Source organism: Kineosporia sp. NBRC 101677 (genome assembly GCF_030269265.1).
Taxonomy (GTDB): Bacteria; Actinomycetota; Actinomycetes; order Actinomycetales; family Kineosporiaceae; genus Kineosporia; species Kineosporia rhizophila.
The window spans coordinates 798,154-823,632 of sequence record NZ_BSTA01000003.1; the positions used below are offsets into that span (position 1 = coordinate 798,154).

A 25,479-nucleotide genomic window follows, 5' to 3' on the forward strand; every position below is an offset into this window, starting at 1 on the left:
CCTGTCTCGTCGCTGAGCGGGTGCCTTGCCAGTGAAAAAGCTTCAGAACAATGGACGTTTGTGCCTCAGAGAACGGGAGCCCGCCGGAACTCGGCGCGGCCCAGTGAGGACAGATGCACCTCGTCGGGTCCGTCGGCCAGGCGCAGGGCACGGGCGCCGGCCCACAGGGCCGCCAAGGGCACCTCGTCCGACACCCCGGCCGCGCCGAACACCTGGATCGCGCGGTCAAGGATCTCCTGGACGGCCCGGGGCACCGCGATCTTGATCGCCTGGATCTCGGTCATCGCGGCCTTGTTGCCGACCGTGTCCATCAGCCAGGCGGTCTTGAGCACGAGCAGGCGCAGAGCCTCGAGCTGGATCCGGGCCTCGGCCATCCACTCACGGATCACCCCTCGCTCGGCCAGGGGCCGCCCGAAGGTGGAACGCGCCGTGGCCCGCTCGCGCACCAGGTCCAGGGCCCGCTCGGCCGCCCCCAAGGACCGCATGCAGTGGTGGATGCGCCCCGGGCCGAGCCGGGCCTGGGCAATCGCGAATCCCTCACCGGCACCGCCCAGCACGGCGTCGGCCGGCACCCGGACCTGGTCGAACGCGACTTCGGCGTGGCCACCGTGGTCGCGGTCGTCGTAACCGAAAACCGTCAGCGGCCGCACGATCTGCACGCCCTCGGTCTCCCGCGGCACCAGCACCATGCTCTGCTGCCGATGCCGGGGCGCGTCCGGGTCGGTGACTCCCATGACGATCAGCAGGCGCGCGTCCGGATTCATCGCCCCCGTGGACCACCACTTGCGTCCGGTGATCACCCACTCGTCGCCCTCCCGGCGGATGCGGGTGGCGATCTGGGTGGCGTCGGAGGAGGCGACGCCGGGTTCGGTCATGCAGAACGCCGAACGGATCTCGGCCCGCAGCAACGGGTGCAGCCACCGCTCCTGCTGCGCCGGAGTTCCGAACTGGGCCAGCAGCTCCATGTTCCCGGTGTCGGGGGCCGCGCAGTTCATCGCCACCGGGGCCAACTGCGGCGAGTGTCCCGTGAGCTCGGCGATCGGCGCGTACTGCACCTGGCTGAGCCCGGCGCCGTGCGCGCCCGGCAAGAACAGGTTCCACAGCCCGGCCGCCTGCGCCTTTTCCTGCAGTTCCCGCACCACCGGAGGTGCCGACCAGCGATCCGGTTCAGCGGCGAGCTGCTGGTGCAGAACCGGTTCGGCCGACAGGACGTGGCCGGCCAGGAAGGCCCGGGCCTGGTCGGTGAGTTCCCGGGTGCGTTCGTCCGGTGCGAAGTCCACGTGGTCTCCTCAGCTGGTGGCTGCGCCTGACAGATGGGCCAGGCCGTGCTCGGCGAGGGGTCGGGCATAGTCGCCGATGCTCTCGAAACCCCCGCCGACGGTTTCTCCGGCCTGGTGCCGGAAGTGGACCCCCTCGAGGATCACCGCCAGCTTGAAGGCGGCGAAGGCGCGGTACCAGGAAAGGTGGGCGACGTGGGTGCGCAGGATCTCGCCGTACGTGTCCAGCAGTTCCTCGAACGAGGGGTAACCGGCCGCCGGGTCGACGGCGCTGAAGGCCCGGCCCGGCACGATCGCGTTGATCTCCCAGTACAGCCCCAGCAGACCGATGTCGACCGCGGTGTCTCCCAGCGAGGACAGCTCCCAGTCGAGGATCGCGCTGATGGGCGAAGCCCCGCCGGTGGGACGGACGAGCGCATTGTCCAGACGGAAATCCCCGTGCACGAGTCCACTACGGACGGTCTCCGGAACGCCCTCCCGCAGTCGTTCCTGCAACAGGTCCAGCCGGGGCAGATCGCGCGAGCGCGAGCCGTCGTACTGCAGACCCCAACGGTGCAACTGGCGGCCCAGATAGCCCTCGGGACGGCCGAAGTCGCCCAGCCCGACGCTGTCCGGGTCGAGCCGGTGCAGTTCGGCCAGGAGCCGGACGAGTTCGAAGCTGACTTCCCGGAGCTCACCGGGCGTGTACCCCGCGTTCTGCCCCCGGTGCGTGAGCACGTGGCCCGGAACCCAGGACATCAGGAAGAACGGGGAGTCCAAGCCGGTGGAGACGTCGGCCGTGGGGTTGAGAGCGAGCGCCTGAGGTACGGGGACCGAGGTTCCGGCCAGCGCGCTGATCACCCGGTGCTCGCGGGCCATGTCGTGGGCGGTGGCCTGGACGTGCCCCAGCGGGGGCCGGCGCAGCACCATCGGCTGGGCAGCGCCTGCGATGCGATAGGTGACGTTGGAGCGACCGCCGGGCATGAGTGTGGCGGTCAGTTCACCGGGCCCGGCCAGGTCGGGATGCGCCCGGCGCAACCAGCTCTCGAACCGGGGGACGTCCAGGCCCGGGGTCGGCGGGGACGCCGCACCGGAGCGTGAGTCTTGGGTCATCCGTGTTCCTCTCGCCCAGAACCTGCGACTTCCGGCAGCATACCGCTCGGTCGGTTTGTCGTGCAGGGGTGTGGGCGACGGGTTTTTGGGGACGGGTGGTGGCAGCTTTGCGGGGACGGTCGGAGAACGAGGTGGCCGGCTTGCGCGAACTAGGGACGAGCGTGGCGGCCTGGGGCGCGTCAGCGCGCCTGAGGGGGCCTCCCGTCGAACATCAGACGAGCAGATCCCGCTCGATCGCGGCCCGCAGATCGGGCGGAATCGGCACCGGCCGACGGCTCTCGGCATCTACGAACACGTGCACGAAACGCCCGACCGCGGCCGGCTCGTCCCCCGCACCTGCCGTTTCCTCCGCACCCGGAACCCGGTGGATCTCCAGCTCCCACGTGACGCTGGAGCTACCCACCCGCCCCGCTCGCAGGCCCACCCGCATCACGTCCGGGAACGAGATCGGCGCCCGGTACTCGCAGGCCGAGGACACGCAAACCGCGATCTCGCTGCTTCCGACCGGCCGCAGACCCCCCACCGTGATCAGCCAGGTGTTGATCGTGGTGTCCATGGCCTCGTAGTAGACCGCGTTGTTCACGTGCGCGTACTGGTCGTTGTCGTTCCACCGGGTCGGGAACAGACCGTGGTAGCCGCCGGCCGGTTCACTCATCGGGCGTCTCCGGCCGGCCGCACCACGAACTCGAAGGCCGTGCGCACCCGGTCGAAGCTCGGGGTGTCTCCGGTGATCAGGTCCGCGTAGGTGTGCGACTCCGAGATCCGCACCAGCAGATAGGCCAGCTCGCCCGGCGATATCGCGGTGCCGAACGGGTGCTCCCCCAGCTCGGTCCGCACCAGGTGCTCGACCACCGCGACGTAGCGCCGCTGGATCTCGCTCTCCTGCGTGGTCAGCAGCCGCAGGGCCCGGGCCGGTTCGCGGCGCAGGAAGGTACGGAAGTACTCCGCCGAGATCAGGTCCTCGGCGAACGACGTGAGCACCGCCACCACCCGTTCGGGCCCGCGCAGTCCGGCGTGCGCCTCGTCGGCCTGGGACAACGTGGGCACGGCGAGCGACCACAGCACCTCCGACAGCAGGCTGTCCCGGTTGCCCACCCAGCGGAACAACGATGTCCGGTCGATCCCGAGACGAGCCGCCAGACGTCCCATGTCGATGCGCTGACCAGCAATGAACGTCTCGCGGGCCAGCCGGAAGGCGGCCGCCGTGTCGGGGTGCTCACCACTGTGCAGGCGCTGCGACAGCCAGGAGGGCGCACTGGCCGCGCCGACCAGGGCCAGGGCGGTGCCGTGCGATCCGGGCAGGTCCTCGCCGGCGAATGTGGTTGCGGCGTTCGGCATGAGGGAACTGTAGACCGGGCCCCGGGTCGTGGTGCAACATTCTCGGAAGTGATGCACGAGCTCGGCCGACGACGATCGAGGGAGACCATGACCGAGACGCTTGGCGAAGTCCGGCCCGCGGGAAGTGCGGGCGATCGCCTCGACACCCCGGTTCCGGCCATACTGAAGGCCGACTTCTACAACTTCCAGGCCGACCTCAGCCCGGTGGAACAGCAGGCGGTGCTGCGGCTGCGCACCTTCCTGGAACAGCAGGTACGCCCGATCGCCGACGACTACTGGGACCGGGCCGAGTTCCCCCGCGAGATCATCCGGCCGCTGGCCGACCTGGGAATGTTCGGCCTGCAGATCCCCAGCACGGCGCGCTTCGAGAACAGCTCGGTCTTCCGGGGCTGGGCCGCGCTGGAGATGGGCCGGGTGGACGCCTCGACGGCGACGTTCGTGGGGGTCCAGAGCGGCCTGAGCATGAACTCGATCGCCCTGGGCGGCTCGCCCGAGCAGCAGCAGACCTGGCTGCCGCCGATGAGCCGGGGCGAGCTGATCGGCGCGTTCGGCCTGACCGAACCGCTGTCCGGCTCGGACTCGGCCCGGGGGCTGCGCACCACCGCCGAGCGCCGCGGTGACACCTGGGTGTTGGACGGCGCCAAGCGCTGGATCGGCAACGCCACGTTCGCGGACGTCGTGGTGATCTGGGCCCGTGACGTGGCCGACCAGCAGGTCAAGGGCTTCCTGGTGCGGCGCGGCACGCCCGGCTTCAGCACGTCCAAGATCCAGGGCAAGCAGTCGCTGCGGATCGTGCAGAACGCCGACATCGTGCTGCAGGGCGTGGAGGTTGACGAGGCCGACCGGCTCCCCGAGATCCGGTCCTTCGAGGACGTCGCCACCGTGCTGCGGCTGACCCGGGCCGGGGTGGCCTGGCAGTCGGTCGGGGTCGCGATCGGCGCCTACGAGGCGGCCCTGCGCTACGTCGGCGAGCGTGAGCAGTTCGGCAAGCCGATCGCCTCGTACCAGCTCGTCCAGGACCGGCTGGCCCAGTGCCTGGGCAACATCACCGCCTGCATCGCCCTGTGCGTGCAGGTGTCGCGGATGGAGGACGAGGACCGGCAGAGCCACGCCCACGCCGCCCTGGCCAAGTCGTACGCGACCAGCCGGATGCGCGAGGTGGTGGCCTGGTGCCGGGAACTGCTCGGCGGCAACGGGATCACCCTGGCCGGCGGGGTGGCCCGTTACTTCGGCGACGCCGAGGCGCTGTACTCGCTGGAGGGCACCCGGGACATGAGCAACCTGATCGTGGGCCGGGACATCACCGGCGTCTCCGCGTTCGTCTGAACTCACCGACCACTGCAGAAGAAGGAGGATCCGATGGCTGAGGCCTACATCGTCGCCACCGCCCGGTCGCCGATCGGGCGGGCCCACAGGGGCTCGCTGAAGGGGGTGCGGGCCGACGACCTGGCCGCCGACATGGTCCGGGCCGCGCTGGCCAAGGTGCCGGGGCTCGATCCGGGCCGGGTCGAGGACCTGATGCTCGGCTGCGGCATGCCCGGCGGCGAGCAGGGCATGAACCAGGCGCGGGTGGTCGCGGTCCTGGCCGGGCTGGACGACGTGCCCGGCACCACGGTCAACCGGTACTGCTCCTCCAGCCTGCAGACCACGCGGATGGCACTGCACGCGATCCGGGCCGGCGAGGGCGACGTGTTCATCTCGGCCGGGGTCGAGTCGGTCAGCCGGATGCAACGCGGCAGCAGCGACTACATCCCCGGCGAGGACCTCACCAACCCGCGCTTCGCCGACGCCGTCGCCCGCAGTGCCCGCGCGGCCGAGGGCGGCACCACCTGGCACGACCCGCGCGAAGACGGTGAACTGCCCGACATCTACATCTCGATGGGGCAGACGGCCGAGAACGTGGCGCAGCTGACCGGGGTCTCCCGCGAGGAGCAGGACGCCTACGCCGCGCTCAGCCAGGGCCGGGCCGAGGCGGCGATCGCCAGTGGGTTCTGGGCCCGGGACATCACCCCGGTCACGTTGCCCGACGGCACCGTGGTGGCGGCCGACGACTGCCCGCGCCCGGGCACCACGGCGGAGACCCTGGCCGGGCTGGAGCCGCGGTTCCGGCCGGACGGCACGGTGACGGCGGGCAACGCGTGCCCGCTCAACGACGGCGCCGCGGCCCTGGTGATCGCCAGCGACCGGGCGGTGGAGGAGTTCGACCTGACCCCGCTGGCCCGGATCGTCTCCACCGCCGTCACAGCCTTGTCGCCGGAGATCATGGGCCTCGGGCCGGTCGAGGCCAGCCGCCGGGCGCTCACCCGGGCCGGCCTGACCATCGGCGACATCGACCTGGTGGAGCTGAACGAGGCCTTCGCCGCGCAGGTGCTGCCCTCGGCCAAGGAGATCGGGGCCGACCTCGACAAGGTCAACGTGCACGGCGGGGCGATCGCGGTCGGCCACCCGTTCGGCATGACCGGCGCCCGGATCACCACCACGCTGGTGCACGGTCTCCAGGAACGTGACGGCACGTTCGGCCTGGAGACGATGTGCGTGGGCGGCGGTCAGGGCATGGCCATGGTGCTCGAACGGGTGAGCTGACCGCCACCTGCGCCGGGAGGTTCAGGGCGAGGGCACGACCAGCGAGATCGACCGGGCCACGATGGCCGGCCGGTCACCGCCCTCGACCTGGACCTCCACGTCGGACGTCAGACGGGTTCCGCGGGAGCCCGGTTCGGCCGAGACGATGGTGGTGTGGGCCCGCACCCGGGATCCCACGCTCACCGGCGTCACGAAACGCACCCGGTCCAGACCGTAGTTGACGATCATGGACACGCCCTTCACCTCGACCAGGCCGGCCACCAGCCGGGGCAGCAGCGAGAGGGTCAGGTAGCCGTGGGCCACGGTCGCGCCGAACGGCCCGGCCGCCGCCTGCACCGGATCGGTGTGGATCCACTGATGGTCTTCCGTCACCTCGGCGAACCGGTCGATCCGGTCCTGCTCGACGGCGAACCACTCCCCGGTGGCCGAACGCCCCACCGCCTCCGGAAGCTGCTCGGGAGAAGCGATCTCGATGCTCATGTGCGGGGACCGCCTGCCACGTAGAGAACCTGACCGGAGACGAAAGATGCGTCCGGAGAACAGAAGAAGGCGACCGCGGCGGCCACGTCCTCGGGCCGGCCGCTGCGGCGGACCGGGATCTGCGCGGCCGTGGCGGCGGCGAACTCCTCGAACGCCACGCCCACCCGAGCCGCGGTGGCCCGGGTCATCTCCGTCTCGATGAAGCCCGGCGCGACCGCGTTGGCGGTGACCCCGAACGGCCCCAGCTCGATCGCCAGCGTCTTGGTGAAACCCTGCAGCCCGGCCTTGGCCGCCGCGTAGTTGGCCTGCCCGCGGTTGCCCAGGGCCGAGGTGCTGGACAGGTTCACCACCCGCCCCCAGCGGGCGGCGACCTGGTGCTTCTGCACCGCCCGGCTCATCAGGAAGGCGCCCCGCAGGTGAACCCCGATCACGTCGTCCCAGTCGCCGGCCGCCATCTTGAACAGCAGGTTGTCCCGCAGGATCCCGGCGTTGTTGACCAGGACCGTGGGCGCGCCCAGTTCGTCGGCGACCCGCTGAACGGCCTGCGCCACAGCATCTTCCGCGGAGACGTCGGCGCCCACGGCGATCGCCCGGCCGCCCGCCGCGGTGATCGCCTCGACCGTGCCCTTGGCCTGGGCCTCGTCGAGGTCGACGACGGCGACGTGGTGCCCGTCGGCCGCGAGCCGCTGGGCCGTGGCCGCGCCGATCCCACGGGCGGCGCCGGTGACGATGGCCACGCGGGTCTCCGGCGGGACGGCGACGGACGGGGTGGTCGCGCTGGATTCAGTGCTCACCAGTGGATCCTCTCGGCATTGAGGAGAACTACAACCGACCGGTCGGTATGAACGAAATCTAGCTCATTCGAGCAGTTTCCGGAAGCGTAACGCCGGACCCACCTCGTCCGAACGGCCAGTGACCGACGAGTACGGCATAACCGGCCGCCACAATTCGTTGGACGACTTCGGCGACGGCGCCAGCTCCTGTCCCTCCCCTTCCCGAAAGGAACCCCGTGCTCTCCGCAACATCCGTCGTGTCCGACGCCGCCCGACCCGGCCCGGACACAACGGCCAGCGCCGACCCTGCCCAACTGTGGAACGAGGTGTCCGACGCCGCCCAGGACGGCCCGGACGCCCTGACCCGCCTTCTGCTCGACATCGGTGACACCGCAGCGCATCTCGCCCTCAAGGCCGTACTCGTGGTGGCCGGCCTGCTGGTGGCCCGGCTGGTCCTGCACCGTCTGATCGACTCGGTGGCCGACAAGATCGCCACCAGTGCCTGGTCCGGACGCTGGGACGCACTGACCATCTGGCCCGGGCAGCGCGCCTGGCCGCGGCTGTTCCCGCGCACCCGGCGCCGCAGCGAGTCGCACATCGACGAAATGGCCCGGCGCGCCACCGAACTGAACGAACGCCGGCGCCAGCGGGCCAAGGCGATCGCCTCGCTCCTGGCCCACCTCACCTCGGCCGCACTGGTGGTGGCCGGGGTACTGATCTTCGTCTCCGGCACCGGGCTCTCCCGGGCCGGGGTGTTCACCGCCGGGCTGCTCGGCGTGATCGCGGCGGTGAGCGTGCAGGGGCTGGCCAAGGACATCGTGGCCGGGCTCTTCGTCCTGGTCGAGGACACCTACGGGATCGGCGACTACGTGGACACCACGTTCGGCGCGGCCGGGGTGGTGGAGGAGATCGGGCTGCGGACCACCCGGCTGCGGGGCAAGGACGGCACGATCTGGCACGTGCGCCACAGCGAGGTGGCCCGCCTCGGCAACCGCACCCAGGCCCAGACCCACCTGACGCTGGACATCCGGGCCGGCTTCCCGGACTCCCCCGAGTCCGCCCTGCCGCCCACCGCGGCCGGCCGGCTGGCCGCGGCCGAGCGGGTGGTGCGGATGAGCCTGGACCGGCTCGACCGTGACCTGGCCTCGGCGGCCGGCGAGAACCCGATCGACCGCGGCGAGGTGCCCGGCACCCTGGTCGAGATCCTGCCGGTGCTGGTACCCCGCGCACCCCGCAAGGCGCTGGCCGCCCTGGCCGCCGCCACCTCCAGCGCCGACCTGGTCGACACCCAGCCGCTCGCCCTGGCCCCGGGCACGCTCGACGACCTGGAGCGACTCGGCGACATGCTCGAGGACGCGCAGGTGCCGGTGCTCACCCGCACGGTGCTGAACGGCCTGATCAACGCGGGCGACGACCACGTGGTGCTGCGGGTCACCGGCCGGGTGGCCGACACCTCGCTGGAGCAGGCCCTGGCGGTGCTGCGGCGCCGGCTGTACCTCGACCTGAACACCGCGGGTTTCACCGCCTCGTTCAGCGTCCCGAAGGCCGAGGAACTGTAGACAGCCCGGGAGCCCGCTGCCTGCGAATCCTGCGAATGTGACGAATTCGTACTTTTTCTATTTCAATCACGCAAAGGGGATTCCCTCTGGCAACGTCAGTCACGTCATCCCTGACCTTCGGAGGAATCTGCATGACTCTGCGCCGTAACCGCGTGTCCGCTCTCGTCGGCACCGCATCGATGCTCGCTGTCGGCTTCTCCCCGCTGCTGCTCACCGGGACGGCCCACGCCGCCGACGCCAACTCCGTGGTCTGGGCGTCCGACAAGGGCTTCACCTACGACGGGAACATGGGTATCAACAACCAGCTCGACCTGACCCTGTCCGAGACCGAGGAGAAGTTCGTCTTCACGGCCGACGACAGCGTCCCGATCGTCGCCTACGACGACTGCACCCACCCGGACAGCGCCGACCTGACCAAGGTGGTCTGCGAGATCCCGAAGACCGCCCCGGTCGCCGAGGTGCGGCTCGGCAACGGCGCCGACCGGGTGACCTACACGAACACGACCGGGGCCACCAACTTCACCGAGATCAACCTCGGCGTGGGTAACGACGTCTACGTCACCGGCAGGCCCGAGGCGAACGACGCGGTCGTCTACGGTGGCGAGGCGAACGACGACATCACCCTCGGCACCAACGGGATCGCCTACGGCGACCACGGTTACGACACGATCAACCTGGTCGGCGGGACGGCCAAGGCCTACGGCGGCGACCACAACGACCAGATCAACGGCGGCGGCGGCAACGACGAGCTGTACGGCGACGCCGGCGACGACATCATCTACGGCAACGACGGTGACGACAGCATCACCGGCGGCACCGGCAACGACGAACTGTACGGCGGCCGGCACAACGACACGCTGTACGGCAACAGCGGCGACGACACGATCTTCGGCAACAGCGGGGACGACTACATCTCCGGCGGCGCCGGCCTCGACACGATCTCCGGCGGGGCGGGCAACAACACCATCGTCGACATCTGAGTGATCTGAACCCGGCAGCCCCGGGCGGCGGCGACTCCTGGAGTCAGGAGGTCAGACCGTCGTCCGGGGCTCTCTCAGGTCCAGACTGGCCGACGTGGCGACCGTCTGCCGGCGCATGTGGTGCCGGCGGCAGAGCACCTCGTAGGCGACCGCACCGGTGGCCCCGGCGCTCACGTCGCCCACCACCACCTGCTGACCGGCCACCACCATCACCCCGTCGACGGTGCGGGCGTTGTGCGTGGCCCGGGCCCCGCACCAGCACAGGGCCTCGGCCTGCGAACCCACGATCCGGTCGGCCAGTTCCACGAAGCGGGCGGACGCCGGGAACAGCCGGGTCCGGAAGTCCGACATCAGCCCGAACGCGAACACGTCCACCCCGTGGTCGTCGACCAGCAGGGCGAGCTGCTCGACGTGCTCGGGCGTGTAGAAGTGCGCCTCGTCACAGACCACGTAGTCGACCGGGTGCCCAGCGCCGATCCGGGCGGTGACCAAGGCGTGCAGATCGGTCTCGTCATGCACCTCGTTGGCCGCCCGGGAGAGCCCGATGCGGCTGGAGATCACCGCCTCGCCGGAACGGTCGAACCGGGAGAACAGCAGGCCCTGACGGCCGCGGATGCGGTGGTTGTGGTCGGTCTGGAGCGCCACGGTCGACTTGCCGCAGTCCATGGTCCCGGAGAAGAAGACGAGTTCTGGCACCCCGGTATCTTGCCAGTTGCCCGGCCCTGCTCCGGGCCTCAGCCACGACGGCGCAGCAGGACGGCACCGCGGTAACCGCCGTCCCCGTAGGCCGCCATCTCGTCGAGCGCCGCGAAGGCGATCGGCAGCAAGTGACCGTCGACCCAGCTCTCCCCCGAGGCCGGGTCCACCGCCGGGTCGTCGATCAGCACCGCGTCGCCGGCCACCCCGCAACAGCGCACCCAGTGCGGCACCGGGAACCCGCGCATCAGCTGGATCGAGATCAGCAGGAGCACCTCGGTCCCGTCCTCGAGCGCGGCCGCGATCTCGGCGACGGTGAGCCGCCGGGAGACGACCGGAATCCCGAGTTCGGCCGCCGCCCGGCGGGATTGACGCTGCAGGTCGGCCCGCCAGGCGCCTTCCTCGTCGCTCAGGTGCTCCACCACCACCGGCTGGTCGGTGTCGAGGGCGATGGTCACGTCCAGGTCCGGCCGGCGGCGGGCCAGGGCCACCCCGAGCCCGACCGGTTCACAGGCCGGGTGATTGGTCGCCTCGGCCCAGAAGGCCATCTCGGCCTCCGCGTCGAGCACCGCCTGATCCCCCGCCGACGGCGCCAGGGCCGCCGAGGCCGAGAGCCCGGTGACCGCGCCACAGGTGTACATGGTGGTCTGGCCGTAGTAGCGCACCGGGCGCACTGTGACTTCGGGCACCAGCCAGCGCACCGAACCCGTGGCCGGGAAGCTCGTACCGGGGCCGGAGACCAGCGGGGGCTCCAATTGGGTGAAACCCGCGCCCCAGCCACCCTCCCACTTGACGGCAACCGCTCCGGCGCGCCGGGCGTCCTCAAACACCGCCTCCACCACCGCATCGACACCGGCTGAGGTGCCCACCACGTCCACAATTTTCTGGTAGGAGGTGTGCGGGCGGGACGTGACCAGGGCGGCTGCCACCCACTCGTCCGCACTGCCCTCGTGCGTGGCCACGACCAGGCGCGGCCCCCAGGCCGAGCGGTCGATGTCATGCCAGCGCGCCCGTGACGCCGGTGGCACGAGCCGCTCGAACGATTCCGGGAGCGTGGCCCGGTCGAAGGGGTGGAAGCGGACAGCCAGCGGGTTGTTCATGGCGCCATCATGGACTGTGCTCGACGATCTCGACCTCCAGCTGCTGAACGCCCTGCAGTTCGCCCCGCGGACCTCGTGGACCGCCCTCGCCCCGGTGCTGCGCAGCGACGCCTCGACGCTGTCGCGCCGGTGGATCCGGCTCACCGAGGCGGGGCTGGCCTGGACCACCTGTTACGTGCTGCCGGAGCGGATCCGGGTGTACTCGGCCGACGGGCAGCCGCTGCGCTCCAGCTTCGCCGTCATCGAGATCCGTTGCGAGGCAGGCCGACGGGCCGAAGTGGTCGCGGCCGTCGCCCAGAAGCCGGCGGTGCTCAACGTCGAGTGCACCTCGGGCCCGCGCGAGCTCACGGTCAACGTGCTGGCCGACTCCCCCAGCGCCCTCGACCGTTACGTGGCCGACCACGTCGCCGCCGTGCCCGGGGTCGTCTCCACCAGCACCCGGTTCGTCCGGACCATCTACCGGGAGGGCTCGGAGTCGGACCTGATGGCCCTGACCTCGGCCCAGCGCAGCAGCCTGGAAGGCCTGTTGCAGCAGGACCAGGGCGAGCGCGCCGAACGCCCCGAACTGGAACCTTCGCCGCTCACCGAGCGGGTGCTGCGGGCGCTGCAGCCCGACGTGCGGCGCTCGGCGGTCGAGGTCGCCACCGAGGCCGGCATCCCGGTGGCCCTCGCCCGGCGCACGATCGCCGGGCTCACCCGGTCGCCGTGGGTACGGATGCGGGCCGACTTCGCGCACGACCGGATCGGCTGGAACGCCTCGGTGCAGCTGTGGATGTCGGTGCCGCAGGACTCGCTGCCGGTGGTCGCGGCCGCCCTGTCCCGGCATCCGGCGGTACGGCTGTGCGCCTCCACGGTCTCGCCCGACAACCTGGTCGCCACCCTGTGGATGCGTGAGCTGGACGACCTGGACGCGATCGAACTGTCGCTGCAGCGGCGTTTTCCCCAGGCCCGGGTCACCGATCGCTGGATGGTGACCCGGGTGGTCAAGCGGATGGGCACGCTTTTCGACGACAGTGGCCGCCGCTGCGGTTACGTCCCGGTGCCGTTGCCCTGGCGGTGATTTCTAGGTGACTCGCGAGCGCTCGGCCGCGAATGCCTCGTACTGCCTGCTTTCCACCACCTCACGCAACCGGTCGGCGGAATCCCACACGTCGGTGAAGCGGGTGTACAAGGGGACGGGGGTGATCCGGATCCGGCTCGGCACCCGGAAGTCGGTGATCACCTTGGCCTTCTCGGCCAGGGCCCGGCAGATGCGCCAGGCCTCGGCGTGTTCCAGCGACACGTGCCCACCCCGCCGGCCCGGCTCGGCCGGGATCGCGGCCCGGAACCCGAGCGGTTCCAGCCACTCCCGGGTCAGGTCGAGCAACAGTTGGCACTGGGCAACACTCTTCGCCCGCAGAGCGGCCGGACCGGCCTGCTCGAACGAGGTCAGCGACGGGCCCAGTGGGGCCATCGCCAGGATCGGCGGGGTGCTGACCAGGAAGCGGCCGACATCGTCCACCGGGTCGTAGTCGGCGCCCATGCCGAACTGGTCGCGCTGGCCGAACCAGCCCCAGATGGGTTGACGCAGAGCGGTTTGCAGTTCCTTGCGCACGTAGAGGAAGGCTGGGGCGCCCGGTCCGGCGTTGAGGTACTTGTAGGTGCACCCCACCGCCAGTTCCGCCCCAGTGCCGGTGAGGTCGATCGGCACGGCGCCGGCGGCGTGGCACAGGTCCCACAGCACCTTCGTGCCGGCCTCGCGGGCCAGTTCGTTCACCGCGGCCATGTCCTGCACCGCGCCGCACCGGTAGGAGACCATCGAGAGCACCACCAGGGCCACGTCCTGATCGATCACCCGGCCCAGGTCGTCCGTGCTCAGCCCCTCGTCCAGATCGCTGGAGACCACCCGCAGGCGCAGGCCCCGAGCCTGCGCCAGGCCCTGCACGATGTAGCGGTTGGTGGGGAACTCCTCGGCGTCGAGGACGATCACGTCGCGCCCCGGCCCGGCCGCGTCCAGCGCCGCGACGGCCAGCTTGTAGAAGTTGACCGACGTGGAGTCCGACACCACGACCTCGCCCGGCCGCGCCCCCAGCACCGAGGCCGCCAGCCGGTCGCCCAGAGCACCGGACCACTCGATCCAGTTGCCCCACGAGCCGATCAGCTGGTTGCCCCACTGCTCGGTGACCACTGCGCTGACGGCGGCGGGCACGTCCCGGTGCAGCCGGCCCAGCGAGTTGCCGTCCAGGTAGATCGTCTCCTGGTCGGCGAACACGAAATCGTCCCGGAAGCGGGCGAGCGGATCCGCCGCGTCCATCTGCTGCGCATCGGACCTGCTGATACCCGAAAACTCGTCGCCCACCATGGGCAGATCCTCTCAGGAAGCCCTCATTCGTTACCGTGGAGCCCAATGGAGCCCATCGTCCTGCCCGGTGTCGTCGAACTGTCGGCCGACCAGACCCGTCCTGGGCTGGTGGTCTGCACCTTCCTGGGCGGGCCGGCGCTGTCGGTGGTGATCCCCCGGGCGAAGGTGCAGGAGATCTTCGACTGGTGGCTGACCATCGCCCCCGAGCTCGCCGTGGACGGGTATCTCGAGGAAGCCACCCTGGAGCAGTTCCGCAACGACATCATCGCCGCTGCGGTGCCCGACGACCTGTCCTGACCGTGATGTTGCGCTCCCGGTATTCACTCGGGCGGCCTATCTGCCGATGATGGGCTCGTGCCCATGCCCACACCCGCCCTCACCCCCGAGGAATTCATCGCTGCCGCCGTCCGCGAGCTGGACGAGGCCGTCGATGCTGCCGGGTGGGACGAAGAGGCCAAGGCCGAGCTGCACAAGGGCATCGACTACGGCGTGCGGGCGCACACCGGGCAGGACCGTAAGAGCGGCGAGCCGTACATCACGCACCCGCTGGCCGTAGCCACGATCGTGGCCGGGGTAGGCGCACCACCCGCAACGGTCATCGCGGCGGTGCTGCACGACACCGTCGAGGACACCGAAGTCACACTTGAAGACGTCGAGCGCACCTTTGGTCCGCAGGTGGCCCTTCTCGTGGACGGGGCCACGAAGGTCGCGGCGGTACGCGGGGACGACCCGGACCGCGTCGAGGCCGCACGCCTGCGCAAGCTCTTCGTCGCCCTGGCGGCCGACCCGCGGGTGGTCACGATCAAGCTGGCCGACCGCCTGCACAACCTGCGCACCATCGGCTCGTTGCCCGCCGCCAAGGCGGCCCGGATCGGGCGGGAGTCGCTGGCGATCCACGGGCCGCTGGCCCACCGGCTGGGCTTCGCCCTGATGAAGGCCGAGATCGAGGACCGGGCGTTCGCGGTCGCCTACCCGGACGAGTACCTGGAGCTGCGGGCCGAGCTGGTCAACCGCCCGCACCTGGAAGAGACCCTGAACGAGGCGATGCAGCGCCTCGGCGAGCACCTGGACGCCGCCACCGGCACCCAGGGCGGGCACGACATCAGCGGCCGGATCAAGCACCTGTGGAGCATCTACCGCAAGACCGCGGCCACCGGCCGTGACCTGGAGACGCTGCACGACCTGATCGGGGTGCGGGTGATCGTCGAGGACGTGGAGGACTGCTACCGGGTGCTCGGCCTGGTGCACGCCCTCTGGGAGCCGGTGCCCGACCGGTTCAAGGACTACATCGCCCGGCCCAAGTTCAACGCCTACCGTTCGCTGCACACCACCGTGCTGCTGAACGGGCGGATGGTCGAGGTGCAGGTCCGGACCCGGCAGATGCACACCGACGCCGAGAACGGCAGCGCCGCCCACCACGCCTACAAGCAGGGTGGCGACGCGGCCGAGCCGCAGTGGCTGTCGCGGGTGCTGGCCTGGCACGACGCCGACGACAGCGAGTACCTGACGGCGATCGCGGGCGAACTGCAGGCGCAGGAGATCTGGGTGCTGACGCCGCGTGGTGACGTGCACTCGCTGCCGGTCGGCGCCTCGGTGGTGGACTTCGCCTACGCCGTGCACTCCGAGGTGGGTGACCGTTGCTCGGGGGCCCGGGTGAACGGCGCCCTGGTGCCCCTGAACACGCGTCTGACCAGCGGAACCACGGTCGAGATCATCACCCGCCGGACCACCGGGCCCTCGCTGGACTGGCTGCAGTGGACGGTCACCGCCCGGGCCCGGCAGCGCATCCGCGCCTGGCACACCCGGGCCCGGCGCGACAACGACCGGGCCAACGGCGAGGCCGCCCTGGTCACCCTGCTCTCGCGCCGCCGGCTGCCCCGGGCCCAGGCCGAGGCCGCTCTGCTGCGGGCGGCCGGCCTGGACTCGCTCGACACCCTGGCCGAGGAGGTCGGCGCGGGCCGGATCGACATGACGATGCTCGCCAACGCCCTCTCCAGCGCCGCCCTGGCCCCGCCCTACGCACCCAGCCTGCATGCCCCCGTCCCTCCGCAGCCGGTCACCCACACCCGCCCGGAGCCCGCGGACGAACCTCCGGGCCCCGCCCCCTCCCCCGCCGGTGTGCCGCCCATGCACGTCACCGCGCCCGGGCTCAGCGGCGTCAGCCTGACCTGGCCCGGCTGCTGCCACGCGGTTCCCGGCCAGGGGCTGCTCGGTGTGCTCTCCCGCACCCGCGGCATCGTGGTGCACGCCGCCGACTGCCCCCAGGCGCTCTCGTCGCTGGCCAAGGACCCGGACCGGGCCACCCGCCTGACCTGGGTGCGGGCCGGTTCCAACCTCTCCCAGATCGAGCTGGTCTGCGAGAACGCCCCCGGCATGATCGCCCGGGTCACCCTCGCGCTGGTCGAGAACGGCTGCGACATCGAGGCTTCCAGTTCGTACATCGGCGAGGACGGCGCCGGCCACCAGACCTACGAGGTGGTGCACCCGGGCAGCCGGGCGGAGCTGGCCAACCGGCTGCGGGAAGTGCCCGGGGTGCGCTCGGCGCTGGTGCGCTGATCCGGCTCGCTGGGGCCCGGTCGAGTGGTGACCGGGCAGCGCGGATTGCAGGCTTGGGCGTGCGAGGCACCTGGAACCAACGGGCGCGCTCGTGATCGGAACCAAGGAGCCTTTCTGATGACCGACGGCGCGCTGCTCGACCTGCTCACCCTTCTCGCTGAGAACGGGTACGAATTCGTCACCGTCACCCCGGAGACCCACAGCCGGGTGAACCGCCGGGTCGGCAATGCCTGGGCCCAGGACCTGCGCGGAGTCTTCGGCTGGAGCCGCCCCTTCCGGCCCGGGCTCCTGCCGGAGCGCCTCCTGCGGGCCATGGAGGCCGCCGGCGTGTTGGAGGGCACTCCCTCGGAGGGGTTCCGCAGTACCGTTCGGGTTTCGAGCCTGGACGGCCGGCTGTACGTGCACAGCGCTTTTCCCACCCTGGCAGCTGATGCGGTCTTCTTCGGACCCGACACCTTCCGGGCGACTACGGCCGCCTTGGCTCATCTGGAACGCCGCCCGAACCCGGTGCGACGCATCGTCGACATCGGTTGCGGCAGTGGGGCAATCGGCATCACGCTGGCCGCCCGGTGCCCCGAGGCCGAGCTGGTGATGGTCGACATCAACGACCGGGCCCTGCGATTGGCCCGGATCAACGCCGCCGCGGCCGGTCTCGCCGACCGGGCCACGGCGCAGCGCAGCGACCTGCTGAACGACGTGGACGGCGAGTTCGATCTGGTGGTCTCCAATCCCCCGTTCATGATCGACCCGCTGGGCCGGCGCTACCGGGACGGCGGGGTGGGCGGCCACGGGCTTCCGGTCAAGGTGATGCATGCCGCGGTGAACCGGCTGGCCCCGGGCGGCAGCCTGGTCCTGTTCTCCGGCACCGGCATCGTCGACGGGGAGGACCCGTTGCGCGCGCAGGTCGAGAACCAGCTCGCGGGGACGCCGTTCGACTGGTCGTACGTGGAGGTCGACCCCGACGTGTACGACGAGGAACTCGACACCCCGGCCTACCAGCACGCCGACCGGATTGCCCTGGCCGTGCTCACCGTGCAGCGCCCGGTCAGTTAGGCGTTCGGTGTCGGCGGGGTGAGGAAGACCTCGAGAAGAGCGGCCAGCTGCTCGCTCTGCGGCTGGTCGAGGCGGGCGAAGGCCGGGCCGAGCAGTTCACGCACCCGCGCGTACATCACTGCGGCCAGCTCGAGGCCGGCTTCGGTGATCACGACGTCCACACCCCGCCGGTCTTCGGGGTTCTTCCGACGGGCCAGCAGGCCCCTTCGCTCCGCCCGCTCGACCAGCCCCGACATCGTGGACTTGTCCAGGCCCATGTAGTCGGCCAGTTCCGTCACCCGCACCCGGCGGTCGCGCAGGATGCCCAGGACCCGGATCTGGGTGAGCGAGAGGTTGTGTTCCGCGCCGACCGCGCTGAGAACCCCCGCCACCTGGAAGGTGGTGCGCATCAGGGCATCTTCCAGGGGGCTCTCCGGAGGGTCCCCGGGGTCGTTCAGCCGGTTCACGTTGCGCCTTCCTGCTCGCGGTCACCCAGATCGTACTTGATTTAGATGGCAATACCCACGACTATGAAGTCGTTGGGATTACCATCTATCTCTCGGAGGTCCTCATGCACGCCGCCCTCGTCACCGGCCCCGACGCCGTCCCGGTCTACGGGGAACACCCCGAACCGGTCGCGCAGAACGCCGACGAGATGGTCGTCGAAGTCCTGGCCGCAGGCCTGCACCACCTGACCCGGGCCAAGGCGACCGGCTCGCACTACAGCAGCAGCGGCACCTTCCCGCTGATCCCCGGCGCCGACGGCGTGGTCCGCGACCCTTCCGGCCGCCTGCGCTACGCGGCCCTCGAAGACGCGACGGTGGGAATGTTCGCCGAGCGCACGGTCATTGATCCTCGGCGCAGCATCCTGCTTCCGGACGACGCCGACCCGGTACTGATCGCCGCGGCGATGAACCCCGGCATGTCCTCCTGGGTGGCGCTCAGCCGGCGGACCGCCTTCCAGGAGGGGCAGCGCGTCCTGATCCTGGGCGCCACCGGCAACGCCGGGCGGATGGCGATCCAGGTGGCGAAGCTCTTCGGGGCGTCCCAGGTGATCGCGGCCGGCCGGGACGCGAGCCGGCTGGCCGGCCTCACCTCGCTCGGGGCCGACCGGACGATCACGTTCGACCAGGCCGAACAGGCCGCCGACGTCGACGTGGTCCTGGACTACGTCTGGGGCGAGCCGGCCGCCTCGATGATGCTTCCGATGCTGCAGGCCCGCCGCGACCGGAGTGCCCCGCTGACCTGGATCGAGATCGGGTCGATGGCCGGCCGCACGGCCCCGGTCCCGGCCGCTGCCCTGCGCGCCGCCCAGTTCCAGATCATCGGCAGCGGAATAGGTTCGGTCAGCGCCCGCGACCTGATTGCCGTGCTGCCCGATCTGGCGGTCGCGGTCACGAAGGGCCTGATCGACGTGCGCGCCCGGGCCGTGCCCCTGGCCCAGGTCGCGCAGGCCTGGTCGGCCACCACGAGCGAGCGGATCGTCCTGGTTCCCTAGACCGCGACTTCCGCGACTTCCGCGGGTTCCGTGAGTTTGTCGGCCCGGCGCATGCGCCCGGTGCGGGCTGCGTAGGTGAGCAGGGCCAGCGTGGGCAGGCTGAGGACGGCCAGCACCACCACGCTGGCCTCCGGCCCGAACTCACCCCCGGTGAGCCACTGCGAGCCGTCCAGCGTGGTGTGGAACAGCGAGTTCTCCTGCTCGGTGCCGGACGAGCGGACGCCGAACACACCGGCCTGCAGCAGGTTCCAGCCGAAGTGGATGCCGATGGGCAGCCAGAGGGAACGGGTGGCCAGGTAGGCGGCTCCCAGCAGCAGGCCCCCGGTCAGGCCGATCGCGAGCGCTCCCTGCACCGTGGCGTGCTCGTTGACCAGGTGCATGGCCCCGAACAGCACGGACGAGACGGCGAGCGAGCCCCAGCCGCCGAACCGTTCGGCCAGGATCCGGACCAGGACCCCGCGGAACACCAGCTCTTCACAGGCCGCCACGCAGGCCATGATCCCGGCCGTGACGGCCAGGCCTTCCAGAGAACCGTCGGTCTGTCCGCCCCAGCCGCCGAGCAACCGGATCGCGAGCATCAGTGTCCCGAAAAATGCAGCTCCCAGGACGATCCCGGGGATCAGCCAGCCCACACTCCGGGCTTCCGGTACGGGCCTGCCCTCCACCCAGCGGGTCAGGCCGGCGTAGGCCAGCACGGCCAGGACGGCGCTGCTCACACCGGCCGACACCGCCCAGGTCAGGTCGTCCTGGCGGGCCGCGGTGGTGCCCTCGGCCACCGCCAGGATCAGGAAGGTCCCGACCAGCAGGATCGGAAATCGGAAACGCCTCCTCCAGGTGCCGGGCATGGCTGGTCCTCCTACACATCGATGTCGAAACAGACATCAGGACCCTAGGAGCCCGATGGGCCACAAAACGTCACCCTGGGGTGGACATTCGAGGTGTAGCTCGCGCGGGGGACTATCGCGCGCTCACTCTCCGCTGCCGACCAGCCCGTTCTGATACGCGTACACCACGGCCTGGACCCGGTCGCGCAGGCCGAGCTTGGACAGGATGCGCGAGACGTACGTCTTCACCGTCTCGCTCCCGATGCCGAGCTCGGCCGCGATCTCGGGGTTGGACAGACCCTGGGCGATCAGCAGCAGCACCTCCGACTCGCGTGGGGCCAGGACCGTGGACCGCGGCGGCGAGGCCGATGGCGCCCGCACCCGCGACCCGAAACTGCCGATCAGACGCCGCGTCACGGCCGGCGCCACCAGAGCCTCGCCCCGGGCCACCGTGCGCACCCCGGCGACCACCTCGTCCGGTTCGGCGTCCTTGAGCAGGAAGCCCGAAGCCCCGGCCCGCAATGCCTCGTACACGTACGAATCCAGATTGAAGGTGGTCACCACCAGCACCTTCAGCGGCTCGGGAACGCCGGGCCCGGCGAGCCGGCGGGTGGCCTCGATGCCGTCGAGCAACGGCATGCGGATGTCCATCACCACCACATCGGGGCGCAGCTCACGAGCCAGCTGCACGGCCTGCTCACCGTCCGCGGCGGCGCCGACCACCTCGAAGCCCGGCTGCAGACCCAGGATCGTGGTGTAGGCCGTGCGGATCAGGGCCTGGTCGTCGCAGACCAGAACGCGGATCACGCCGGAACCCCGGCCCGCGGCAGGAAGGCCCGGACCCGGAACCCGCCCTCCGGGTCGGGCCCGGCCTCGAAGTCTCCACCGAGGACGGTGGCCCGCTCGGACATCCCGGCCAGTCCGTGACCGGCCCGGACCTCGTCGTCTGCGCGAGCGGACTTCTCGGTGACCACCTCCACCGCGACCCCCGCCTCGGCATAGGAGACCACCACCCGGGTGGGGCAGCCCTGGGCGTGTTTGACCGCGTTGGTCAGTGACTCCTGCACCACCCGGTAGACGGCCAGGTCCACTGCGCCGGAACCGGTTTCCGGGCTGCCGTTGACCTCCAGCCGCACCGGCTGCCCCACCGACCGGGCGCGTTCCACCACGTCCTCGACCTGCCCGCCGGCCGGTTCACGTTCGGCGGCCGAGGCGTTGAGCACGTGCAGCAGATGCCGCAGCTCGGTCAGGGCCTGCCGCCCGGTGCCGCTCACGGCCGCCATGTTCTCGCTCGCGCGGTCCGGATGCACCGGGGCCAGCATGCGGGCGGCATCCGCCTGGAGCACCATGGCCGTGACGTGATGGGTGACCACGTCGTGCAGCTCCCGGGCGATGAGGGCGCGTTCGGTGGCCAGCGCCAGCGTCACGCTGTCCTGGCGGCGTCGTTCGGCCGCTGCCCGTTGTTCCCTCATCCACCGGCCGGCGACCCAGACCCCGGCCAGCACGAGGTAGAACTCCAGGTACTGCAGCGCATTCTGGGTGGAGCCGAGCTCGTGCAGCACCAGGGCGAAGATCAGGAACCCGACGGAGAGCAGCACGGCCAGCTCGCGTCGCCCCCGGTTCTGGTAGGCCCCCAGGCCGTAGAGGGCGAACGGAAAACCGAGGCTGGCGGCGGTGATCGGGTACGCCAGACCCTGATACAGCACGAAGGCGATGCCGGTGGCCAGGGCGCAGACCACCGGCAGACGGCGCCGCAGGGCGAGGGGCGCGCACAGGCCCAGCAACAGCAGCGCGCCGAAGGCGTCGAGCGGCTGCTCGGGGAACTCCGGCAGATCGGCCCCGCTGCCGTCCATGCCCGGCACCAGCGAGACCACCAGCAGCGCGCTCGCACCGATCGAGTCACGAACGGTGACATTCAGTCGCCTCCAGCGCTCGAAGGGCACGAATCCGGTCATGCCGGGGAGCATAGGCGCCTAGACCCCGAAGGCGCCGCCCTCGACCAGGATCAGGACCCCGACCGCGATCAGGACCACCGGCAGCAGGATGTGCCCCCAACGGGAAAGGGCGGCGGCGACGGAGGGACGGGTGGCGAAGAAGCAGCCGGCAGCTACCCAGACGGCGACCAGGACGAGGAACACCGCCATGTAGACCGTGGTCCCGCTGAGCCCTGCGTTGGCGAAGACCGGCACGTAGACGCCGATGTTGTCGCCGCCGTTGGCGAAGGTGACAGCGGCCAGTTCCAGGCTGCTGGGCACGGTGCCGCCATCGGTCTGCGCGTCGTCGGGCTCATGACGATCGCGCCAGGTCTGCACGGCAGAACGGAGGCCGAGGAACAGAGGAAGCAGACCGAGGTACGGAAGGACGCTCTCGGGCAGCAGACTCGCCCCCGACGCAGCGGCGACGGCCGCCACCAGAATGCCGAGGAATCCCAGGTACTGGCCCACGGCGATGGCCCGGGTGGTGCCGCGCTGCCCGGCTCCCCGGGCGAAGAAGAGCGCCAGGATGAGCAGGTCGTCGATGTTGGTGACGGCGAACAGGCCGATCGCTGAGCCCACGATTCCGATGTCCACAGTCATCGGCCGCAGCATCCCACAGCGGCGGACGAGCGAAATTGCGGCCCTCCGAGCGCATGGCCAAGACTGACCGAATGACCCTCTACGAGAGGATCCGGCGTCGGCGGGCCAGCGGGCCGTGGCTCCTGGGCCCGGTCCTGGCCCTGATGCTGGCCGGTGACCTGATCGTGGCCGACAACCTCGATCTGCCCCGCAAGTGGTGGGTCGTGCCCGGCGCGCTCCTGCTCTGCCTGTGCGCCCTGTGGGTCGGCCGGGCGCCGGTACGGGCCGCCGTCGCTGCGACCGTAGTTTTGGTCGGCGGGTCGGAGGCGCTGCGGCTCCTCGAGGTCCAGGTGCTGACGGCCAACGGCGCCCTCCTGGCGGCCGAGATCACCGCCCTCTCCTTCCTCGTCATGGTCCTGACCCGGCAGACCGACTCCGCCACCGCCGTCCGTACTTTGCTGGTGGTCCTGTTGAGCTGCGCCGCAACCAACTTCCTGCGCCCCCAGTTCGGATTTCTGCCGGCCGATCCGTGGTGGCAGGACTACGTCGAGAACGGCCTGGTCCTGAGCGCGGCGGCCGGCGTGGGGCGGTTCCTGCGTCACTGGGATGCCGAACGGGCCGGTCTGCTCCGGAGCGCGGTGGCGGCGGCCCGACAGCGTGAGCGGCTCGGAATGGCCCGTGAACTGCACGATGTGGTGGCCCACCACGTCGGGGGGATGGTCGTGCAGGCCCAGGCCGCCCAGCAGGTTTCCGGCACCGACCCGGGGGCGACGGCGCGGATGCTGCCCGGTATCGAGAGCAGTGGCCAAGAGGCTTTGAGGGCCATGCGGCAGGTCGTGGCCACCCTGCGCGAGAGCGACCCCGAGGGCGTCACGCACATCTCCACGACCACGTCCGACCTGATCGCGGATCTGCGGGCGGTGGCGTCCACCCCCGGGCCCGAGGTGTGCCTGACCATGGACCTGACCGAGCAGATCCCCGCTCCGGTCGCTGCGTCGGTCTTACGGGTGGTCCAGGAGAGCGTGATCAACGCACGGCGCCACGCCCGCGATGCGGGCCGGATCGAGGTGTTCGTGCGCTCGGGCGACGGTGTCGTGCGTCTGCGGGTCAGGGACGACGGCCGGGGTCAGGATCAGCCCGGCCAGACAGGGTCCGGGTACGGGCTGATCGGCATGCGCGAACGTATTGGCCTGCTGAACGGGCATTTCGCTGCCGGCCCGCTGGAGGGAGGGGGTTGGCAGGTCGCGGCGGAGGTGCCGCTGTGTTGAGCGCGTCCGCCGCCTGGTGAACCGGGATCATGGTGCGGGTTGGCGATGCGGTGACCGAGGTGTCAGCTACCTCTTCTCTCTCAGGCCCAGACGAACTGGCTGTTGGTGGCCCGCTGCGCCGCGCTCAGCGCGTGAACGCCATCGCCACCCACTCGGCGTTCCAGGCCAAGGTCAACGCGCTGTAGGTTAGTCCGTCGTCGACGCGCCCCCGCCTCTTCGGAGGTGGGGGCGCTTCGTGCGTTTGGCGGGTATCTCAAGCCGTCCACCCCGGGGTCGCCGAGAGCCAACAGGCTGAGCCGATGCTCTACGAACTCTTCCGGCTGCTGCACTCGTTGCTGGGGCACATCGTCGTCATCGCCCCGCCAGTAGATGACGGGAACGGTGCCGTGGATCTGGCCGACATTGTGGGCGGGTGGAGCACGCTCGGTGCATTCATCGCAGCGGTTGCTGCCGCCGTCTATGCCGTCCGGGTCTACCGCATAGAGCACGGGCGCGACAAGAAGCAGCTTGAGCGGGAGGGGCGCGAGCAGGCCGAGATGGTCAGTGCATGGATGGCGATTCAGCCCAACCCTGACTACCAGCCAATAACTCTCGCCGAAATGAGCGACTCGCCACGGATGGAAACCGTCCTCCACATCGCCAACCTGTCCACCCAGCCGATCTACGACGTCAAGGTCGAACCCAACCGTCTCGACATCGACCCGATCAGCCTTGGCGTCCTGCCGCCCCAGGAGACCTACAAGCTAGCCGGGGACGAGGGTTTGATACCCGAAGGCGAGGAGTACTCGTCGCACATCACGCTCAAGTTCACGGACGCGAAGGGCGCTGAGTGGGTGCGCGGGCCGGGAGGTGAGCTCTTCAACCCGTAGGTCAGCAGCCCACTACCCTCACCCCATGCGCGACTGGTGCCGCAGTGAACTCCGCACCCTCGCCCCTCTGGCACTTCAACCAGGCCTGGCAACTGAACGACGACGACTGGACCATCGTCATCACCCACGTTGGTCGCCGCGAACACCCGCCAGCGACGCGCACGATCTGCGCCACCTCAACGCGCCGGCCGCGGCGGGTCGCAGTCCAGTAGCCGCTACCGATCAGGGCGACGCACCAGCCGGACAGGACTGCCCACGCCCACCCGGACATGTCCGCCCACCGAAGAGCGACCGCGGTCAGCAGCACGGGCACCGTCAAGACCAGGTAGACGTCGAGCGTGGACCACCGCTTGTCCGGCACAGTCGGCACCTTCTGTCCGGCCGATTGTCCGGCTCGGCGACCGCCCGCCTGTCCGGCTGTGCGGGTCCGGGGCTTGGGCAGCAACTCCTTGATGCTGTCCGCCACTTCGTCCACCGCGTCATCAACGAGGGCGATCTGGAAGGTTCCCGCTTTTCTGGACACCAGATTAGTACTCCAGCGACACTTCGTGATCATGTGCTCTCGGTAGCGAGTTGTCTACGGACGTGACTTTGGTGGGCTCTGGCCTGGTGAGTTCGTCTCCAGTTCGACCAGTGCAGGGCGTGGACGACGTCGTGA

At 70.5% G+C, this 25,479-nt stretch carries 27 protein-coding genes; 12 read left to right on the plus strand and 15 right to left on the minus strand.

The window, feature by feature from the left end; genetic code table 11:
• Nucleotides 1-65: 65 nt before the first annotated feature.
• The 4 genes from QSK18_RS12505 to QSK18_RS12520 form a co-directional block, all read right to left on the minus strand.
• Nucleotides 66-1,280: an acyl-CoA dehydrogenase family protein gene (locus QSK18_RS12505; protein WP_285618948.1), complete on the minus strand. Its 1,215-nt coding sequence runs from the start codon at nt 1,278-1,280 to the stop codon at nt 66-68.
• Between the two features lie 9 nt (nt 1,281-1,289).
• The gene (locus QSK18_RS12510; protein ID WP_285618950.1) at nt 1,290-2,369 is read right to left on the minus strand and encodes a phosphotransferase family protein; all 1,080 of its coding nucleotides are present in this window, start codon (nt 2,367-2,369) and stop codon (nt 1,290-1,292) included.
• Nucleotides 2,370-2,580: 211 nt separating this feature from the next.
• Nucleotides 2,581-3,024, minus strand: a complete 444-nt coding sequence (locus QSK18_RS12515; RefSeq protein WP_232810755.1) for an acyl-CoA thioesterase — start codon at nt 3,022-3,024, stop codon at nt 2,581-2,583.
• Nucleotides 3,021-3,707, minus strand: a complete 687-nt coding sequence (locus QSK18_RS12520; RefSeq protein WP_232810753.1) for a QsdR family transcriptional regulator — start codon at nt 3,705-3,707, stop codon at nt 3,021-3,023. Before QSK18_RS12520 ends, QSK18_RS12515 begins: the two co-directional genes overlap by 4 nt.
• A gap of 87 nt (nt 3,708-3,794) precedes the next feature.
• On the opposite strand from QSK18_RS12520, the gene QSK18_RS12525 reads away from it, so the two are divergent.
• Both QSK18_RS12525 and QSK18_RS12530 read left to right on the plus strand, forming a co-directional pair.
• A complete protein-coding gene (locus QSK18_RS12525; protein WP_285618955.1) occupies nt 3,795-5,033 on the plus strand; it encodes an acyl-CoA dehydrogenase family protein in 1,239 nt (412 codons plus the stop codon).
• 33 nt (nt 5,034-5,066) lie between these two features.
• Nucleotides 5,067-6,290 carry an acetyl-CoA C-acetyltransferase gene (locus tag QSK18_RS12530; RefSeq protein WP_285618957.1) on the plus strand — a complete coding sequence of 408 codons (1,224 nt, stop codon included), beginning with the start codon at nt 5,067-5,069 and terminating at the stop codon, nt 6,288-6,290.
• Between the two features lie 21 nt (nt 6,291-6,311).
• On the opposite strand, the gene QSK18_RS12535 is transcribed toward QSK18_RS12530, so the two are convergent.
• Both QSK18_RS12535 and fabG read right to left on the minus strand, forming a co-directional pair.
• Nucleotides 6,312-6,770: a MaoC family dehydratase gene (locus tag QSK18_RS12535; protein WP_232810741.1), complete on the minus strand. Its 459-nt coding sequence runs from the start codon at nt 6,768-6,770 to the stop codon at nt 6,312-6,314.
• The gene (fabG, locus tag QSK18_RS12540) at nt 6,767-7,564 is read right to left on the minus strand and encodes a 3-oxoacyl-ACP reductase FabG (protein ID WP_285618960.1); all 798 of its coding nucleotides are present in this window, start codon (nt 7,562-7,564) and stop codon (nt 6,767-6,769) included. The genes QSK18_RS12535 and fabG overlap by 4 nt, the downstream gene beginning before the upstream one ends.
• A gap of 215 nt (nt 7,565-7,779) precedes the next feature.
• Between fabG and QSK18_RS12545 the strand changes: the two genes are divergently transcribed.
• Together QSK18_RS12545 and QSK18_RS12550 are read left to right on the plus strand one after the other, a co-directional pair.
• Nucleotides 7,780-9,102 (plus strand): mechanosensitive ion channel family protein, encoded by a 1,323-nt coding sequence (locus QSK18_RS12545; RefSeq protein WP_232810737.1) that lies wholly within the window; start codon nt 7,780-7,782, stop codon nt 9,100-9,102.
• A 131-nt stretch (nt 9,103-9,233) separates the two neighbouring features.
• Nucleotides 9,234-10,082, plus strand: coding sequence for a calcium-binding protein (locus QSK18_RS12550; protein ID WP_285618963.1), 849 nt, complete (start codon nt 9,234-9,236; stop codon nt 10,080-10,082).
• Between the two features lie 51 nt (nt 10,083-10,133).
• On the opposite strand, the gene QSK18_RS12555 is transcribed toward QSK18_RS12550, so the two are convergent.
• Together QSK18_RS12555 and QSK18_RS12560 are read right to left on the minus strand one after the other, a co-directional pair.
• Nucleotides 10,134-10,778, minus strand: coding sequence for a thymidine kinase (locus QSK18_RS12555; RefSeq protein WP_232810735.1), 645 nt, complete (start codon nt 10,776-10,778; stop codon nt 10,134-10,136).
• A gap of 38 nt (nt 10,779-10,816) precedes the next feature.
• Nucleotides 10,817-11,878, minus strand: a complete 1,062-nt coding sequence (locus tag QSK18_RS12560; protein ID WP_285618965.1) for a peptidase C39 family protein — start codon at nt 11,876-11,878, stop codon at nt 10,817-10,819.
• Here QSK18_RS12560 and QSK18_RS12565 point away from each other — a divergent pair.
• On the plus strand, nt 11,877-12,938 hold the full coding sequence (locus tag QSK18_RS12565; RefSeq protein WP_285618968.1) for an Lrp/AsnC family transcriptional regulator: 1,062 nt from the start codon (nt 11,877-11,879) through the stop codon (nt 12,936-12,938). The genes QSK18_RS12560 and QSK18_RS12565 overlap by 2 nt on opposite strands.
• Before the next feature lie 3 nt (nt 12,939-12,941).
• On the opposite strand, the gene kynU is transcribed toward QSK18_RS12565, so the two are convergent.
• Nucleotides 12,942-14,219: a kynureninase gene (gene kynU, locus QSK18_RS12570; RefSeq protein ID WP_285618970.1), complete on the minus strand. Its 1,278-nt coding sequence runs from the start codon at nt 14,217-14,219 to the stop codon at nt 12,942-12,944.
• Nucleotides 14,220-14,264: 45 nt separating this feature from the next.
• Between kynU and QSK18_RS12575 the strand changes: the two genes are divergently transcribed.
• From QSK18_RS12575 to QSK18_RS12585, 3 genes are all read left to right on the plus strand, one after another.
• Nucleotides 14,265-14,516 (plus strand): hypothetical protein, encoded by a 252-nt coding sequence (locus QSK18_RS12575; RefSeq protein WP_232810731.1) that lies wholly within the window; start codon nt 14,265-14,267, stop codon nt 14,514-14,516.
• A 63-nt stretch (nt 14,517-14,579) separates the two neighbouring features.
• On the plus strand, nt 14,580-16,775 hold the full coding sequence (locus QSK18_RS12580; protein WP_232810730.1) for a RelA/SpoT family protein: 2,196 nt from the start codon (nt 14,580-14,582) through the stop codon (nt 16,773-16,775).
• Between the two features lie 117 nt (nt 16,776-16,892).
• Nucleotides 16,893-17,828 carry a N5-glutamine methyltransferase family protein gene (locus QSK18_RS12585; RefSeq protein ID WP_285618973.1) on the plus strand — a complete coding sequence of 312 codons (936 nt, stop codon included), beginning with the start codon at nt 16,893-16,895 and terminating at the stop codon, nt 17,826-17,828.
• Here the strand turns inward: QSK18_RS12585 and QSK18_RS12590 are convergent.
• The gene (locus QSK18_RS12590; protein ID WP_352396536.1) at nt 17,825-18,217 is read right to left on the minus strand and encodes a MarR family winged helix-turn-helix transcriptional regulator; all 393 of its coding nucleotides are present in this window, start codon (nt 18,215-18,217) and stop codon (nt 17,825-17,827) included. The two genes, QSK18_RS12585 and QSK18_RS12590, sit on opposite strands and share 4 nt — an antisense overlap.
• A gap of 161 nt (nt 18,218-18,378) precedes the next feature.
• On the opposite strand from QSK18_RS12590, the gene QSK18_RS12595 reads away from it, so the two are divergent.
• Nucleotides 18,379-19,305: a quinone oxidoreductase family protein gene (locus QSK18_RS12595; RefSeq protein ID WP_232810724.1), complete on the plus strand. Its 927-nt coding sequence runs from the start codon at nt 18,379-18,381 to the stop codon at nt 19,303-19,305.
• Here QSK18_RS12595 and QSK18_RS12600 read toward each other — a convergent pair.
• From QSK18_RS12600 to QSK18_RS12615, 4 genes are all read right to left on the minus strand, one after another.
• A complete protein-coding gene (locus tag QSK18_RS12600; RefSeq protein WP_285618976.1) occupies nt 19,302-20,150 on the minus strand; it encodes a CPBP family intramembrane glutamic endopeptidase in 849 nt (282 codons plus the stop codon). The two genes, QSK18_RS12595 and QSK18_RS12600, sit on opposite strands and share 4 nt — an antisense overlap.
• 123 nt (nt 20,151-20,273) lie before the next feature.
• Complete coding sequence (locus tag QSK18_RS12605) at nt 20,274-20,936, minus strand: response regulator (RefSeq protein ID WP_232810700.1); 663 nt, start codon at nt 20,934-20,936, stop codon at nt 20,274-20,276.
• Nucleotides 20,933-22,084 (minus strand): sensor histidine kinase, encoded by a 1,152-nt coding sequence (locus tag QSK18_RS12610; RefSeq protein ID WP_232810698.1) that lies wholly within the window; start codon nt 22,082-22,084, stop codon nt 20,933-20,935. The genes QSK18_RS12605 and QSK18_RS12610 overlap by 4 nt, the downstream gene beginning before the upstream one ends.
• Nucleotides 22,085-22,102: 18 nt before the next feature.
• The gene (locus QSK18_RS12615; RefSeq protein WP_352396537.1) at nt 22,103-22,699 is read right to left on the minus strand and encodes a cadmium resistance transporter; all 597 of its coding nucleotides are present in this window, start codon (nt 22,697-22,699) and stop codon (nt 22,103-22,105) included.
• Between the two features lie 77 nt (nt 22,700-22,776).
• On the opposite strand from QSK18_RS12615, the gene QSK18_RS12620 reads away from it, so the two are divergent.
• The 3 genes from QSK18_RS12620 to QSK18_RS12630 all read left to right on the plus strand — a co-directional run bounded on the left by QSK18_RS12620 (nt 22,777) and on the right by QSK18_RS12630 (nt 24,821).
• On the plus strand, nt 22,777-23,952 hold the full coding sequence (locus QSK18_RS12620) for a sensor histidine kinase (protein ID WP_285618982.1): 1,176 nt from the start codon (nt 22,777-22,779) through the stop codon (nt 23,950-23,952).
• A gap of 59 nt (nt 23,953-24,011) precedes the next feature.
• Nucleotides 24,012-24,137 carry a hypothetical protein gene (locus QSK18_RS12625; protein ID WP_269810067.1) on the plus strand — a complete coding sequence of 42 codons (126 nt, stop codon included), beginning with the start codon at nt 24,012-24,014 and terminating at the stop codon, nt 24,135-24,137.
• A gap of 114 nt (nt 24,138-24,251) precedes the next feature.
• The gene (locus QSK18_RS12630; RefSeq protein WP_285618985.1) at nt 24,252-24,821 is read left to right on the plus strand and encodes a hypothetical protein; all 570 of its coding nucleotides are present in this window, start codon (nt 24,252-24,254) and stop codon (nt 24,819-24,821) included.
• 1 nt (nt 24,822) lies between these two features.
• Here the strand turns inward: QSK18_RS12630 and QSK18_RS12635 are convergent, their stop codons facing one another.
• Nucleotides 24,823-25,377 carry a hypothetical protein gene (locus QSK18_RS12635; protein WP_285618987.1) on the minus strand — a complete coding sequence of 185 codons (555 nt, stop codon included), beginning with the start codon at nt 25,375-25,377 and terminating at the stop codon, nt 24,823-24,825.
• Nucleotides 25,378-25,479 lie beyond the last annotated feature (102 nt).